This is a genomic window from Bacillus cereus group sp. MYBKT14-1, from assembly GCF_051915185.1.
Taxonomy (GTDB): Bacteria; Bacillota; Bacilli; order Bacillales; family Bacillaceae_G; genus Bacillus_A; species Bacillus_A cereus.
On the sequence record NZ_JBQAEF010000023.1, the window covers coordinates 1 to 15,564 of the forward strand.

Sequence of the window (15,564 nt, forward strand, 5' to 3'; positions counted from 1 at the left end):
AGGTGCTACTGGACCTCAAGGGCCTCAAGGTATTCAAGGACCAGCGGGTGCTACTGGCGCTACGGGTGCTCAAGGACCAGCAGGTGCTACTGGACCTCAAGGGCCTCAAGGTATTCAAGGACCAGCGGGTGCTACGGGTGCTACTGGCGCTACTGGCGCTACTGGCGCTACGGGTGCTACGGGTGCTCAAGGTGCTCAAGGTGCTCAAGGGCCAGCAGGTGCTACTGGCGCTACGGGTGCTCAAGGTGCTCAAGGACCAGCAGGTGCTACCGGCGCTACGGGTGCTCAAGGTGCTCAAGGACCAGCAGGTGCTACTGGCGCTACGGGTGCTCAAGGTGTTCAAGGACCAGCAGGTGCTACTGGACCTCAAGGGCCTCAAGGTATTCAAGGACCAGCAGGTGCTACTGGCGCTACGGGACCAGCGGGTACGCCAATTCCTGTAACGATCGCAGCAATCGGAAACTCCAATGCTCAAACAATATCCCCTGGAACAAACATCCAATTTAATCAAATTTTCGAAATAAATAACATTAATTTTAATGACACTGCAGATACTTTAACAATTTTAGAAACAGGCGTATATGATATTAGTTTCTCAGCGTCTACAACTTTCCCAGGCTCTTCACCGTTTGGATTCGGTATTTCATTCAACGGCCAACCACCTACTCGTAATTTCTCAACTAACGTTATCGGTAGTGCTGTATCGTTCTCTACAATCGTTACTTTACAAGCTGGTACAACAATTTCTGTACAACCTACAGCAAACACTATTTCTATTCCTAACACGGGCGATACAACTGCAACACTATCTGTATTCCGAATTTACTAATTTTCGCTTGAAAAGTATATTTATAATAATATGTATCGTTTAACCGTGCATTAAATCTCTCTTTATATAGAAAGGAGCACTTATTTGGGAGGATAAGTGCTCCTTCTTTACGTTTCTTTACCTCAAATTTACTCTATCTTAATCCTCATTTTGTATGATAAATAGTGAAGTCAAAGATATGAAAGAGGGATGAAAATGAGAGTTATGTCACTAATACGCATTTGGTTTGCACTTATGGTATGCATTATTTTATGTGTAGGATTTTTTTTAACTCTAAAATATTCCACTATATCAAAAGCAGAGAGAAAAACTGTTCCATACAAACTTTTGTATACAAAACAAAGCAACATCCCTTATTCCAATGCAACAAATAATGAAAAAAAAGTTATAAAAGGAATGCTTATTACGAAAGCTTCTAGTTCCGAGGCGTTACTCCAAATTGCTGAAACGATTAAAGATCAGTATACAAATAAAAAAATCGATGAAATTACACTTTCTATCCACAATGAAAATAATGGTAATTACGAAGAAGAATTGCCTTACGAACCTATTAGTAAAGGCAAAATAATCGTCACATACGATTCCGAATCCTTTGGCAGTACGAATATTGTACTTAATGAGTAATATCATGTATCTCAACGGATATGGATTAATAGCTAATTAAGATAGACAAAAATCTCTACCGATTAAAATTTTATTTTGTTTTCATACAAAAAAAGAGGCGAATTTTTTTATTCGCCTCTTTCTTTTACCAAAATGAAGGAATCCATTCTTTCACTTTATCAAGCCACTCTTGTTGCTCTTGTTTTCGTTGTTGTTCCTCTTCTTTCCTTCTCTTCTCTTCTTCTTTTCTTCGTTTTTCCTCTTCTATTGTAGTCAATTGTTTTTTATAATCAGCCTCAGATATGAGCGATAACTGGAATGCTTTTTGAGCTGGATTTGCGTTTGCTTTTTTCATAATATCCCGGAACATTGTCGTCGTAATTTGACTACCACCCGGAACATAATGATCGCTATCTGTTTTATCATATCCTACCCAAATCGCACCTACCAAATCTGGCGTGTATCCAACAAACCATGAATCCTTTGCACCGGTGCTCGGGCCATTTACAATTTGAGTAGTTCCTGTCTTACCTGCCGTATCAACATTATTAACTTTCGCCTTTTCGCCCGTTCCCTTTTCGACAACACCTTTTAATAAATATGTCATCTTTTGAGAAATTTTCTCGCTCGTCACTCGTGTCTCTTTCTTATACCACTTTCCAAGCGTTTCACCTTCAGCATTTTGTACCTCCCTAATTGCATGAGCTTCCACTTGGACTCCATCATTTGCAAATGTACTGTATGCTTGAGCCATTACAAATGGAGATGTCCCCACATGCATACCGCCTAAAGCAATCGGATACGTACGATCTTCTGGCACTAATGGGATACCAAATCGCTCTAAAGATTTCAATCCTTTATCTAATCCAATTTGTTCTAATAGCCACACAGCTGAAACATTGTACGACTTTGCCACAGCTTCATACATTGTCACATCACCGTGAAAAGTATGATCGCTATTTTGTGGTTTATATTCTTTAATGTTAAATGGTTCATCTTTTAATATATCGTATACTTCATATCCTTGTTCTAACGCTGGTACATATACAGCCAAAGGCTTTAACGTTGAGCCAGGTTGTCTTTTTAATTGGGTTGCATGGTTAAACTGTAAAAACTGATACGGCCCTCTGCCTCCAACTAGAGCTGGTACACCACCTGTTTTTGGGTTCATAAGAACTACACCCGTTTGCATAAGTTGGTCTGAGCCACTATCTTTGAAATAACTATCATTATTCACAACGTCTTCTACAGCCTGTTGTTTTTTCGGGTCAAGCTCTGTATAAATACGATAACCACCCGCTAAAATTTCATTTTGTGTTAATTCGTACTTTTCCATCGCCTCTCTAACAATATAGTCTACATATTGAGAGTATTTTCCCTTGTATTTATCATCAACGCCACGTTTTAACACAAGTCCGCTCTCTTTTTCTTTATTATACTGTTCGTCAGAAATATACCCTTGCTCTTTCATTAAACTTAATACGACATTACGTCTTTCAATTGACTTGTTAAAGTTTTTATAAGGTGAATACGCAGATGGTGCTTTAATCAAGCCCGCAATCGTTGCAGCTTCTGAAATTGTTAAATCTTTTACATCTTTATCAAAATAAGATTTAGCTGCTCTTTTTATACCCCAAGCACCTTCACCAAAATAAATTTGGTTCATATACATTTCAATGATTTCATCTTTCGTATACGTGCGCTCTATTTTTTTCGTTAAAAAATATTCCTTTATTTTTCGGGAGTATGTGCGGTCTTGTGTCAGAAATACATTTTTCGCAAGTTGTTGTGTTATTGTACTTCCCCCTGCTACAACTTCTCCTGCTGTAATATTTTTAAAAACCGCACTTATAATTCCACTATAATAAATACCATGATGGTTAAAAAATTCCTTATCTTCTACTGCAACAATTGCCTGAACCATAATATCAGGAATATCTTTTCTTTTAACGCCTTCTGTTTTCGAAGAAGCTAATTTAGTTGCGACCTCATTATTTGCATCATAAATTAAAGTCGGTTGTGGAACAGCTTGTTTTAATTCAGATATGTCTTGAATGGAAATTATTATATTTACAGCAATAAATAGAGTAACGAATACACTTCCCAATACAATTAATGAATTACGAAGTTTCTTCCTCTTATTGAACCACTCAAGCATTTTTTTAAAATGAGTGTTCTTCAATTTCATTCGTTCACTTCCTTCATTTATTTACACTCTTCTTTTTAAAAGGAAGAATATACCGCCTTTTAAATTTATTATAATAACGTAGTCATTCCTATAGTGTAAAGCTTTTCTTTTGCATTCATACTTTTTGCAAGAAAAGGACATTCTACAAGTAAGATATTCACTATTGGATATTAATATTATTAATAGAACAACGAGAGTTATGTTAAGTTTTTGTAAACTTTTCGATAAAATGTTTTAAAAAACGACAGTTTTTTGTTAGAATTGATTAGCCAATATATTTTACATATATTACTTTTGTGGGGGTAACAATAATGGTCTTTAAATCAAAAAAAGATAAATTTTCTGAAATGTTAATGAATGTTTCCGAAAATTTAAAAGAAGGCGCGCAGTTTTTCGTGGAGTATAAAATTAAAAATGCTAGCGATTTAAAAGAGTTTTCTATGCGCATGAAAGAGTATGAGTCAAAAGGTGACTCATTTATTCACGAAATCATTATGGAGTTAAACAAAGCGTTTATCACTCCGATTGAGCGTGAGGACATCCTACAACTTGCAATGAGTATGGATGATGTATTAGACGGATTAGATCACAGTGCTGGTCTGTTCGAAATGTATTCTATTACAGAAGCTGATGAATACATGATTAAATTCGTAGAAGCAATTAATCAATGTGCGATTGAGATTGCAAACTCTGTTGAATTAATGTCTAACAAAAAATTAGTCGACATTCGTACAAATGCGATTAAAATTAAGGATTATGAATCACAGTGTGATGATATTCGCCGTCATGCGATTAAGAACTTATTCTCTCGTGAAAAAGATCCGATTAAGATTATTCAATTTAAAGAGATTTACGAAGAGCTTGAAGAAGTAGCTGATAGCTGTCAAAGCGTTGCAAACGTATTAGAAACAATTATTATGAAGAACGCGTAAGGAGTTTGATCATGGATACACTCTTGATACTGACCGTTTTAGTAGTCATTTGCGCTTTAGCTTTTGACTTTATCAATGGATTTCACGATACAGCAAACGCTATTGCAACGGCTGTTTCAACGAAAGCTCTAAAGCCTAGACATGCCATTATTATGGCGGCTATTATGAACTTTTTAGGCGCAATGACATTTACAGGTGTAGCAAAAACGATTACAAAAGATATCGTTGATCCATTCGCCTTACAAAATGGTTCTCTTGTAATTTTAGCTGCTTTGCTTGCGGCGATAGCTTGGAACTTAATTACTTGGTACTACGGTATTCCAAGTAGTTCTTCGCATGCAATTATCGGCTCAATCGCAGGTGCAGCAATTGCGGCCGCTGGGATTAGCTCGCTAAATCTTAAAGGATTTATTAAAATTATTGAAGCTTTAATCATTTCACCGATTATCGCTTTCGTTATTGGTTATATCGTATACAGTATTTTTAAAGTAGTATTTAAAAACTTTAACTTAACGAAAACGAATAAGAACTTCCGTATATTCCAGATTTTTACTGCAGCATTACAAGCCTACACACACGGTACGAATGATGCACAAAAAGCAATGGGAATTATTACGATGGCTCTTATGGCTAATAACTATCATACTTCTAGCGATATCCCGTTCTGGGTACAATTATCTTGTGCTATCGCAATGGGGCTTGGTACTTCTGTCGGTGGATGGAAAATTATTAAAACTGTCGGTGGACAAATTATGAAAATTCGTCCTGTAAATGGTGTAGCTGCCGATTTATCATCATCACTTGTTATTTTCGGTGCAACATTCATTCACTTACCGGTTAGTACGACGCACGTTATCTCTTCTTCTATTTTAGGGGTTGGTGCTTCTCACCGTGTGAAAGGGGTAAAATGGGGAACTGCAAAACGTATGTTAATTACATGGGTTATTACACTTCCTATTTCAGCTTCTTTAGCTGCTCTGTTTTACTACCTATTACATTTTGTTTTCTAATCAAAAGTCGTCTTCCTTATTTTTCTAGGAAGACGACTTTTTTGTGAACAAGCCTATTTCTCATTAAAAAGCGTGTATAATAATTGGTGGATAAGTTATTTGGAGGAGTTGGCAATTTTGGAATACATCATGTTACTTTTCATCGGACTAATCGCCGGAACAGTCGGCAGCCTAGTTGGGCTTGGAGGCGGAATTATTATTGTTCCGTTATTAATTGGATTACACAGTTTATCACCACAACTTGCAGTAGGGACTTCTATGGTAACAGTCGTTTTCACAGGACTATCTTCCACCCTTACTTACATGAAGCATAAGCGAGTAGATTATAAAAGTGGACTTATTTTATTTATCGGAAGCGGCCCTGGTGGTATTATCGGATCATGGGCAAATAAATTTTTAAACCAAGACACATTTTCTTTATACTTTGGGATTTTCCTTATATTCGTCTCAATTCTACTTATGCTTCGAGACAAATTAAAACCTCTTTCCCTCTCAAATACGTCTGTAATTAAGCGTTCTTTTACAGATAATGATGGAAATACTGTACACTACCAATTCCCACCGTTTCTTGCTATCTTTATCGCCTTTATAGTTGGGTTTATATCTGGATTATTTGGAATTGGTGGCGGTGCCTTACTTGTTCCAGCAATGATGCTTCTTTTTGCATTCCCAGCACATATTGCAGTAGCAACTTCAATGTTCATCGTATTTCTATCAGCAATTGTAAGTTCTGCAACTCACATCTCACTTGGAAATGTCAGCTGGATTTATGCATTAATCCTGATTCCGGGTGCATGGATCGGCGGAAAAATCGGGGCTTACATTAATACAAAACTAAGTGGCAATGCCGTAATTAATTTATTACGTATTACGTTAATTATTCTTGGAACTAGATTAATCATTATTTCCCTTTTATAACGTATTCTTTTTAGAATGCGTTTTTCTTATACACATGAATATAAAAATCCTCCGAGGAGAACAAATAAAATTAAACAAACACATAATAACATATAATTTGAAATATGTACTTTCTTCAAGTTGACCACTCCTATAACTGCGACTGTTATCTTTATGATAGCGAAAAAATAGTACACTTGCAGTTACAGAGCGCTAACAATGCAAAATCAATTATTACAAATTTTATCCTTATATTTCATTTCTTTGTATATTCTATCGATTTAATAAAAAAAGATGTCATATTGACATCTTTTTTAATGAAGAAGTGACCATCCCATGAAGTCTTCATGTACTTGGCACGCCCTCTTATCGTTTCGATCATATAATTCAGCATAACTATCTGTTTCTTCATCATAAGCCATCGTATAAATAATTTGGCCGTCTACTTCAACGGATAAAACGACTCCACCTTTCATCTCTTCTACATGAATGATAGCATTCGCCGGAATTCTCATATCCGTCATTCTCATCGCATCTAACAATATACTAAACCCCCTACAGCGTATTCATTGCTAGTACTATTACACACTAAATAGTATACTACTGTAATAGCATACATTTCGTCAATGAAATTGCTGTTGAAATAGCATATTATCTATATACATATACGCTAAAATAGAAGAAATAGAAACATATTAATGGGGGGCTAACATTGATTCTACACAAAGGAGATGTACTATTCCGTCAAGGCGAGGACGGTCCTTTATACTTTATAAAAACAGGCTTATTAAAAGTAGTTCGGCTAGAAGAAGACGGAACACCATTTCTATTCAACATTATCGTTCCAGGTGAAACGATACCTCATCATTCTTTAATTTCGCCGAAAGAATATCACGGTACAGCTATCGCTTTAATAAAAACAGAAGTGGAACCGATCACTAGTAATGAATGGTACGAGAGACTTCAAGCAAATCCCGAATCGTATGCTAACATCGCTATGCAATTGCAATCTAAATTAAGAATGATGCAACAACGAATTGATCAATTGACAACCGTCTCTCCGAAAGAACGTCTTCATCGTTTACAAGAATGGTTCACCCTATATTTAGGTGACATTCCTATATATGAAATATTAACACAAACCGAAATTGGCCAACTGATAGGTATACGCCGTGAAACAGTAAACCGTTTATTACGAGAACAAATAAAAAACGAGGTAAAATAAATACCTCGTTTTTTTGCTTATTGTAAGCTTGTTGCTGGGCCGAAAAATTCATAATGAATATGCTCTTGTTTCACACTTAAATCAGTTAGTGCAGCATTTATATGCTTCATAAATGCTACTGGACCACAGAAATAGAACTCTGCTTCAGTTGTCGGAATAATAGTTTTTAACCATTCACTTTCAATGAAACCTTCTTTATCAAAGTTCTTCATTTCTAAATCTTTTTCAGTCGGTGCAGAATAACAAGTATATGCTTTAACTTGTTCATATTCATTTTCTACTGCCTTAACGTGTTCTTTCATTGCATGTGTATTACTATTTATTGCTGCATGAACAAAATATACATTACGTTTTGAATCTTGTTCAATTAACGTATTTAACATACTCATCATCGGTGTAATCCCTACTCCACCACTAATTAGTACAACTGGTAATGTTGAATCCATATTTAACACGAAATCTCCCGCTGGTGCACTTACTGGTAAAACATCTCCTTCTTTTACATGTCCATGTAAGTAATTAGACACTTTACCGTCTGGTGTATCTACACCTTTTTCTTTTTTTACACTAATACGATAATATTCTTTCCCAGGAGCATCGGATAAACTGTATTGACGATTATGTGTATATGTCTCACCTTCAATATTGATTTGAATCGTTACATATTGACCTGGGATGAATGAAGAAACTTTCCCTCCATCTTCAGGTTTCAAATAAAATGACGTAATAACATCGCTTTCCTTCACTTTTTTTACAATCACAAAGTTGCGGAAGTCTTTCCATCCACCTTCTTTATGTGCAGCTTCTTCATACATCTCTGCTTCAATGCTAATGAATGCATCAGCAATTACACCATATGCTTCTCCCCATGCATTTAAAACTTCATCAGGTGCACCTGCGACCTCTTTAATGGCACGTAGTAAACATGTACCTACAATCGGATAATGCTCAGCTTTAATCCCTAAACTTCTATGCTTATGACCAATTTGTTTTACAACTGGAATAATTGCTTCTAAATTATCAATGTACGTTGCAGCTGCATAAACAGCATTCGCTAACGCTTGTTGTTGTCTTCCCTTTTTCTGATTCGTATGGTTGAAAATATTCAACAATTCCGGATGTTCCGAAAATAAAATTTGATAGAATCTCGTTGTAATTTCAACACCTTTTTCTTGTAATAATGGTACTGTTGACTTTACGATTTCAATTGTTTTTGCACTTAACATTGTATCCCACTCCTCTATTTCCTTAACTGTTTTTAGTTTAACTGAATCTTATAATGCAGATTGTGATTTTAATCACTATTAACACGGTGTTTTTGTGAATAATATATGAACATTGCATTTACAAAAGAAAATAAGCTAACTAGAATTCTAGCTAGCTTATTATTTTGTTTGTATAGCTTGTTCGATTACTTTTATATCTTTCCCATCGCCAAACTCCGTATACCCCCAGATATTCGTTTCACCTCTATATTTATTTACGATAATATCCAAGTCATGATATACACGGTGGGCATACACTACATACTCAATATTTTGAAGTTCCACACCTTTTTTTACAATTTCATAGCTTCTATTTACATCGCGTTTTATTTTTTCATTCTTTATTTCCGTATGTATATTTTTTAAAGATTGTTCTTGTTGTTGAAACCATTGCTTAAATTGATTCCAATCCCCGTCTGTATAATTCTCTGCTTTACCATAATTTAAGAAATTATTATAGCTTTCATGTGTCATTCGAATAAAATCTAGCACTTTTGTCTCTTCTTGCACATCTTCTATTTGAGCTATTGTATTTACCTCAGCAGGCTTATTCGCATAATGTAACAGCACTTTCATAAGACTATAACTCGCAATGATCATCACGATAATAATACCTAATACATTTAACAATTTCTTCATACACAGAACTCCTTCTCTACTAAAAATATTACAACGTATGACTATACTTGTAACATTCTCTCGTAGAAATATAATTCCTGTATTAATTCTTCCTATCATTTCGACAATATTTTTCTATACATTTCTCGTTGGCAAATGTTCTTGTAAAACAATATATCCTTCATAAGCTGTGTAACCGAGTATAACCATTAATCCGATATAACAAGCAAATACTGTCCATTTCGTTTTCGCATCCACTTTATAATAGTTTTCTTGTTGTTCCTTTTCTGTTTTCCATTCATTTAATTTTCTTTCTGACGCTTCAAATGCTTCCCTTATGTGAATTGTATACTCATCTTTTTCATCTTCATATGGAACATAATCTAACGGTTCGAACTTCGGTAAAAGATACTCTAACACTTCCATTTTTTGAAGTTCACCTATTTGTAACTCTTTTTCCCGTTCTCTTTGTCTTAATGCATTCATCTCATGATGCATCACGTATATAGTCCGATGTACAGCACCCGTTTCTTTTAATTCCTCTTCAAGCCTAGTAACATATTCTTTCATCCCATCAATTTTATGCCCTAATTCCTTAATCGGCTCATCTCTCTTTATTACTCTATATAACTCCATACAACCGATAATAACAATAAATCCTCCCAAAATACTTTTAAAGTAAATTGAATAGCCAAGTAATAAAATAAGGCCTGCTCCCCAAATTTTAGTACTGACAACTGAAATAATTCTCCCACCATCTAGCGGCGAAACGGGAATTAAATTAAAGAAATTAATCATACTTCCAAGCAAAATAACAAGCGCCCAAAATGGCTCTTTCGTCATTATATAAAGCGGTATCGCCGGTAAAAATGACAGAAGTCCGAAAAGCGGCCCCATATAGGCAATGTAAGCTTCATCTTTCGCATTTTTCGGCATCTCTTTCATTCCAATAAGGGCCCCCATAAATGGAATAAAGATTGCTGGCGATGTCGGGATCCCCTTTCTTTTCGCAGCCCATAAATGGCCCATTTCATGAACAAACAACAAATAAATGAGCGCTACTCCAAATTTCCAACCATATAGAACTGCGTATGCGCCAAGCGATAGAAACATACTAAATACCGTTGAAAACTTTGCTAATTTAAAAATTGCAAATACCCACTTTAACTTAGACAGTAAAAATAGACCTACCGCAACAATAATTCCCCATAATCCTTTTTTATTATTTTTCATATTCCTCTCCTTTATCTCTCATTAATGAATCATATTCATTCATCAAAGCTTGTTCTTTTCTCTATTATGACATATTTTTTTCTATTGTTAGAAATAATGTTTATATAATCCATTTTCAGCCAAAAATATAAATAAAAGGAGGTGTACACAAATGAATTTACAATCTCTTATAATAGGTGCTCTATCGTTTTTAGCTTCAACTCTTATTTTTTATACCGTTAGTTACGTATTATTATTAGATTTGTTGCCCAATCACGTATTTATTGCCCTTGTCATCCTTTCCGCTCTTATGATTTCTTTTCTTATTACACGAAAATCAATGAATGAGCCATCTGCAAAAGCAAAGTAATAGAGAGGGGTGCTTTCCCCTCTCTATTATCATTTCCTAGGAAAGGCCATATAGATTTGACGAGTTTACATTCATTCCAATCCGTAAGGGCTAATTAAAGGCTCACTTTATCTTTGAAAATTCATTTTTTCACCATAATCTTTAACAATCTGAATTATATTTTGAAACACACCTATTTTTTCTTTTTCACTGTTTAATATTTTCAAATCATAATTTTCGTAATATGTTTCTAATGATTTTAATTGTGATTGTGAAGCGCTTTTTATCAGAACAGTAGCATGCAATTCATATTGCTTATACCCTTCCTTTACTTTTTCACCTAAAATTATTTCACTCTCTTTTGCTCCAATTAATTTTTGAACTTTTTCTGGAAAATTGAGTTGCAAATAATATTCTTGCTCCTTCACTAACTTATTGTATAGTGATTGTGAAATCGTATACCGTACCGTATAATTCACGTTTTGATCGCCTGTTTTAATATGAAATGCGGTAATCTGTAAATCTTTTTTTGTTACTTCTGTTAAAGGGCTTACCTGCATCTCATCTTCTTTTTGTTCTGAGACATTTGGAAATATATCCAAAAGCTTTTCCGTATCTTTTTCATTCAACATATACATAGCTTTCTTATATTGCACCCATCCTCGTCTATCTTCTCCTCTTAACCATGCATAATAAGTTTCTTTTTTCCCATCTCTACTAATTTGTATTTCATATTCAGGTTCACCGAAGCTTCCTGTTATTTCTTGTTTCTCAGCTTTATTCAAAATGTCTATTACTAACTTCGCTTCTGATTCCTGCAACTTTTTCTCTTTATGTTTTTTTTGTATAACGGTTACCCCTATTGTTTCTTTCACTTCATTCACCGTCTCTTCTACTTTTTTTGTTTCTTTTTTCGGCTCAACTTGACCACAAGCTGCTAGTAACATAACAAACAACAACACCAATACATATTTCCCTTTCAAATTAATCCTCCTCTTACGATAAGAAATCCTTATAATCTTCATACATAAAACAAAAACGTGACATCCTATTAAATACGCTATACTAATCATTGAAAGGAGGTCTTTATCATGTCCATTAATTTTCATGATGAAAATAATAAGTACACATATGCAACAAGAAACGCTCATATTTCTTGGGCTGAAATGGTAAAAAACATTACAGAAATACAAAACAAGCAAATAATTGATATCGGCTGTGGTGGTGGGATTTATACGAAAGAACTCGCTCTTATGGGAGCCAAAAATGTTGTGGGACTTGATTTTTCAAAAGAAATATTACAAGCTGCAAAAGAAAATTGTAACAACTTTTCAAACATTTCATTCATCCACGGTGATGCACATAATATCCCATACCCTAATGAAACATTCGACATAGTTATTTCGCGTGCAGTTATTCATCATTTACAAGACATTCCTACATTTTTACGTGAAGCTTCTCGTATATTAAATAAAAACGGTGTACTTATTTTACAAGATCGAACAATTGAAGATTGTACAATTCCAGGAAGTCCCGAACACATTCGCGGATATTTTTTCTCTCTATTTCCAAAACTTATTGAAATAGAGTCAAAAAGACGTCCAAAAACCAACACTATACAGACAGAATTACAAAAACATTCTCTTCATGTACTTCCCGCACAAACACAATGGGAAATACGAAAAATACATGATTCTGTAGAAGCATTATTGCAAGATTTATCTCCTCGAACAGGTCGATCCATTCTATATGAGTTAACAGATGATGAACTTTCTCAACTTCTACAACATATACAGACCGCATTACAAAACGTCTCTCCTATTATTGAAAGAGATCGATGGACAATTTGGAGCGCCATGAAGTTGTAAGGAAGGAAGCCTCACAAAATAATGTGAGGCTTCCTTTCTTTCATAATCTAATTTTACAACACTCTTGATATCCTCCACTTCTGGCCTGTGCACTTCCACACTTCGGACATACTAAATATCTAGACTGATTTGTCAATAAACTACCTTTTTGAAAGAGTAAAACTTCTGCTTGTTTAAACGAACGCGAATAATATAACCACATAAAACCAATTATAGCAATAATGCCAAATAATACTCCCATCGCAAGCATTTCAGTCACCTCTTTTGGTTTGTTCTTTCCAGCAAGTGGATTGTTGTATTATTCTCTGTAAATTCAAACAATCCCTTCTTTACTCCTATAAATATCAACTTTCTCTATAAATTTTACAATTCTCCGCAAATTTTTACTCCTATTTTACAATTCATTATTCCTTTTGCAACAACGAATATCACTTTCGATATTTCCATATATAAATATATCTTCCAAAAAACATATTGACTTTCTAAAAAAAACATGCAACAATACTGTCAGAATACTTGAATAAAAATTCATTGACGAGAACGAGTACGTTATAGAACTGTTCCCCAGAGAGTTGGCGATTTGCTGAAAGCCAACGTTCAGTGCGTAACCGAAAATCATCTCCGAGAAGTAGAACCGAATGTTACAGTAAGTTCTTACCGGCCGTCCCCCGTTACAAGGAACACGTATCATGTTGTACGTTGCAAAGCCGTATACATATAGATTTATTTCTACATGTGTAAATTAGGGTGGTATCGCGGGTAAATATAACTCGTCCCTTTCTTTAGGGACGAGTTTTTTGTGTTCTTACAAATGAATGAAAAAGGAGGAAAAACAATGAACACTGTATCAAAAAAACATATTTTTTTCACGGGTCTTATGCTATTTTCTTTATTTTTTGGGGCAGGTAATTTAATTTTCCCTCCCATGCTTGGGCAAAACGCAGGTGAAAACTTTTGGCCAGCAATGATTGGATTTTTACTAACAGGAGTTGGCTTACCACTACTTACTGTTATCGCAATTTCTCTATCAGGAAATGGAATGCAGCAACTTGCAAGTCATGTCCATCCATTATTCGGAATTTTCTTTACAGTAGTTGTATACATTGCCATCGGTCCATCCATGGGCATCCCACGTGTTGCAAATGTCGCTTATGAAATGGGGGTTAGTTCTTTCTTGCCAGAAACAATCCGCTCTAGCAGCCTAGTGCTATTTGTATATACAATCATCTTCTTTACTATCGTATTTTGGCTGAGTTTGAATCCATCTAAACTTGTTGATCGTATTGGAAATGTATTAACACCTATTTTATTACTCTCTATTTTCTTATTATTTGTTAAAAGTGTATTTACACCACTTGGGCAATCAGGACCAGCGATGCAAGAGTATCAAACTTCTCCAATCTTCAAAGGCTTTATGGAAGGCTACTTAACAATGGACACTATTTCAGCACTTGCATTCGGAATTATCGTTGTAAATGCAATTCGCTCTAAAGGTGTGAATGATCGTAATTCCATTGCCATCGCCACAGCAAAAGCAGGGCTTATTGCCGCTACAGGGCTCGTACTTGTATACGGTGCACTCGGCTGGCTTGGGGCAACTAGCGTCTCGCTCGGATATGCAAAAAATGGCGGACAGCTACTTACTGTTATCGTACAACAATTATTCGGTCCATACGGTTTGCTCCTATTATCTCTTATCGTTACACTCGCTTGTTTAACGACATGCGTTGGACTCGTATCTGCGTGCAGCCAATATTTTTCAACATTATTGACTACATTTTCATACAAAACGTTCGCGAGTATCATTTGCGCATTAGGATTACTAGTTGCCAACTTAGGTTTAACGAAAATTATCGCAATCTCTGTTCCAATTCTACTTGTTGTGTATCCAATTGCGATTGTACTCGTACTACTATCATTACTTCATAAATACTTCGGTGGATATCGCTCTGTTTATGTAGGTGCTTTAATTGGAGCAGCTGTAGTGAGCGTATTTGATGGATTAAAACAAGGTGGTATTTCAGTTTCATTTATCACACCATATTTTGAATTTATCCCTTTATATAATGAAGGAATCGGCTGGCTAATACCAGCATTAGTAGGAGGTCTTATTGGTCTTGCAACGGCTAGGTTAAGCGGTACGAAAAAAGTTCCATTAGTAACCGAATCTCACGAAGTAAAAGCCTCCTAAAAAAACTCCCAAAAGGGAGTTTTTTTACATTTGATACGCAGCATGATTAAAACTGCTTATTTTATAAGCCTTCGTATAATATTCAATATTTGTATCAACTGTTTCTACCTTGACAACATCATAGCGCTCTTCTTGCTTTACTAAAAATAAATAGTATTCCTCTGTTGCCTCAATAATCGCAATTTTATCTGTTTCAACATTATATTGTTCACAAAGCGCTTGTAATGCGTTCACATAATCCCCTAATTTTTTAGACTTATCCATTCCGAATATAGTTTGAACTAACATATACATTCTCCCCTTTATATGTACTGTTAACACCTCAATGATAACGCTTACATTTTTTATCGTCAATAAAAACATTCAATTGTTTTAAC

General features: G+C 35.2%; 17 protein-coding genes and 1 other annotated feature. Of the genes, 9 read left to right on the forward strand and 8 right to left on the reverse strand.

The features are described from left to right. On the forward strand, window positions 1-829 hold an 829-nt coding region (locus ACTFO4_RS27890), incomplete at its 5' end, for a Gly-Xaa-Xaa repeat protein (RefSeq protein ID WP_440018876.1). 195 nt (window positions 830-1,024) lie between these two features. Further along, a complete protein-coding gene (locus ACTFO4_RS27895; protein WP_001265569.1) occupies window positions 1,025-1,453 on the forward strand; it encodes a hypothetical protein in 429 nt (142 codons plus the stop codon). Between the two features lie 124 nt (window positions 1,454-1,577). Here the strand turns inward: ACTFO4_RS27895 and ACTFO4_RS27900 are convergent, their stop codons facing one another. Beyond that, on the reverse strand, window positions 1,578-3,620 hold the full coding sequence (locus tag ACTFO4_RS27900; RefSeq protein WP_000769242.1) for a transglycosylase domain-containing protein: 2,043 nt from the start codon (window positions 3,618-3,620) through the stop codon (window positions 1,578-1,580). 311 nt (window positions 3,621-3,931) lie between these two features. Here ACTFO4_RS27900 and ACTFO4_RS27905 point away from each other — a divergent pair, with 311 nt between their 5' ends. The 3 genes from ACTFO4_RS27905 (at window position 3,932) to ACTFO4_RS27915 (ending at window position 6,480) form a co-directional block, all read left to right on the forward strand. Further along, window positions 3,932-4,552: a DUF47 domain-containing protein gene (locus ACTFO4_RS27905; RefSeq protein ID WP_000231449.1), complete on the forward strand. Its 621-nt coding sequence runs from the start codon at window positions 3,932-3,934 to the stop codon at window positions 4,550-4,552. 11 nt (window positions 4,553-4,563) lie between these two features. After that, window positions 4,564-5,562 (forward strand): inorganic phosphate transporter, encoded by a 999-nt coding sequence (locus tag ACTFO4_RS27910; RefSeq protein ID WP_000380272.1) that lies wholly within the window; start codon window positions 4,564-4,566, stop codon window positions 5,560-5,562. Between the two features lie 117 nt (window positions 5,563-5,679). Further along, window positions 5,680-6,480, forward strand: a complete 801-nt coding sequence (locus tag ACTFO4_RS27915; RefSeq protein WP_000455762.1) for a sulfite exporter TauE/SafE family protein — start codon at window positions 5,680-5,682, stop codon at window positions 6,478-6,480. 293 nt (window positions 6,481-6,773) lie between these two features. On the opposite strand, the gene ACTFO4_RS27920 is transcribed toward ACTFO4_RS27915, so the two are convergent. Beyond that, a complete protein-coding gene (locus ACTFO4_RS27920; RefSeq protein ID WP_000883009.1) occupies window positions 6,774-7,001 on the reverse strand; it encodes a hypothetical protein in 228 nt (75 codons plus the stop codon). A 170-nt stretch (window positions 7,002-7,171) separates the two neighbouring features. On the opposite strand from ACTFO4_RS27920, the gene ACTFO4_RS27925 reads away from it, so the two are divergent. Beyond that, window positions 7,172-7,684 (forward strand): Crp/Fnr family transcriptional regulator, encoded by a 513-nt coding sequence (locus ACTFO4_RS27925; protein WP_000600582.1) that lies wholly within the window; start codon window positions 7,172-7,174, stop codon window positions 7,682-7,684. Between the two features lie 17 nt (window positions 7,685-7,701). On the opposite strand, the gene hmpA is transcribed toward ACTFO4_RS27925, so the two are convergent. The 3 genes from hmpA to ACTFO4_RS27940 form a co-directional block, all read right to left on the reverse strand. After that, window positions 7,702-8,910: an NO-inducible flavohemoprotein gene (gene hmpA, locus ACTFO4_RS27930; protein WP_000947336.1), complete on the reverse strand. Its 1,209-nt coding sequence runs from the start codon at window positions 8,908-8,910 to the stop codon at window positions 7,702-7,704. Window positions 8,911-9,069: 159 nt separating this feature from the next. After that, window positions 9,070-9,588 carry a hypothetical protein gene (locus ACTFO4_RS27935; protein WP_000735227.1) on the reverse strand — a complete coding sequence of 173 codons (519 nt, stop codon included), beginning with the start codon at window positions 9,586-9,588 and terminating at the stop codon, window positions 9,070-9,072. Between the two features lie 114 nt (window positions 9,589-9,702). Beyond that, window positions 9,703-10,800, reverse strand: a complete 1,098-nt coding sequence (locus ACTFO4_RS27940; protein WP_000794503.1) for a site-2 protease family protein — start codon at window positions 10,798-10,800, stop codon at window positions 9,703-9,705. A 151-nt stretch (window positions 10,801-10,951) separates the two neighbouring features. Here ACTFO4_RS27940 and ACTFO4_RS27945 point away from each other — a divergent pair, with 151 nt between their 5' ends. Next, window positions 10,952-11,149 carry a hypothetical protein gene (locus ACTFO4_RS27945; RefSeq protein ID WP_001053356.1) on the forward strand — a complete coding sequence of 66 codons (198 nt, stop codon included), beginning with the start codon at window positions 10,952-10,954 and terminating at the stop codon, window positions 11,147-11,149. 107 nt (window positions 11,150-11,256) lie between these two features. Here ACTFO4_RS27945 and ACTFO4_RS27950 read toward each other — a convergent pair whose 3' ends face one another. Next, on the reverse strand, window positions 11,257-12,111 hold the full coding sequence (locus ACTFO4_RS27950) for a hypothetical protein (RefSeq protein WP_000677061.1): 855 nt from the start codon (window positions 12,109-12,111) through the stop codon (window positions 11,257-11,259). A 108-nt stretch (window positions 12,112-12,219) separates the two neighbouring features. On the opposite strand from ACTFO4_RS27950, the gene ACTFO4_RS27955 reads away from it, so the two are divergent. Beyond that, a complete protein-coding gene (locus ACTFO4_RS27955; protein ID WP_000026281.1) occupies window positions 12,220-12,996 on the forward strand; it encodes a class I SAM-dependent methyltransferase in 777 nt (258 codons plus the stop codon). Between the two features lie 40 nt (window positions 12,997-13,036). Here ACTFO4_RS27955 and ACTFO4_RS27960 read toward each other — a convergent pair whose 3' ends face one another. Continuing rightward, window positions 13,037-13,246 (reverse strand): hypothetical protein, encoded by a 210-nt coding sequence (locus tag ACTFO4_RS27960; RefSeq protein ID WP_000880630.1) that lies wholly within the window; start codon window positions 13,244-13,246, stop codon window positions 13,037-13,039. Window positions 13,247-13,518: 272 nt separating this feature from the next. After that, window positions 13,519-13,777, forward strand: a binding site (T-box leader). A 54-nt stretch (window positions 13,778-13,831) separates the two neighbouring features. Between ACTFO4_RS27960 and brnQ3 the strand changes: the two genes are divergently transcribed. Next, window positions 13,832-15,187, forward strand: coding sequence for a branched-chain amino acid transport system II carrier protein BrnQ3 (gene brnQ3, locus ACTFO4_RS27965; RefSeq protein WP_061456966.1), 1,356 nt, complete (start codon window positions 13,832-13,834; stop codon window positions 15,185-15,187). Between the two features lie 24 nt (window positions 15,188-15,211). Here the strand turns inward: brnQ3 and ACTFO4_RS27970 are convergent, their stop codons facing one another. Beyond that, the gene (locus tag ACTFO4_RS27970; protein WP_004404042.1) at window positions 15,212-15,550 is read right to left on the reverse strand and encodes a DUF3922 domain-containing protein; all 339 of its coding nucleotides are present in this window, start codon (window positions 15,548-15,550) and stop codon (window positions 15,212-15,214) included. Window positions 15,551-15,564: the final 14 nt, after the last annotated feature.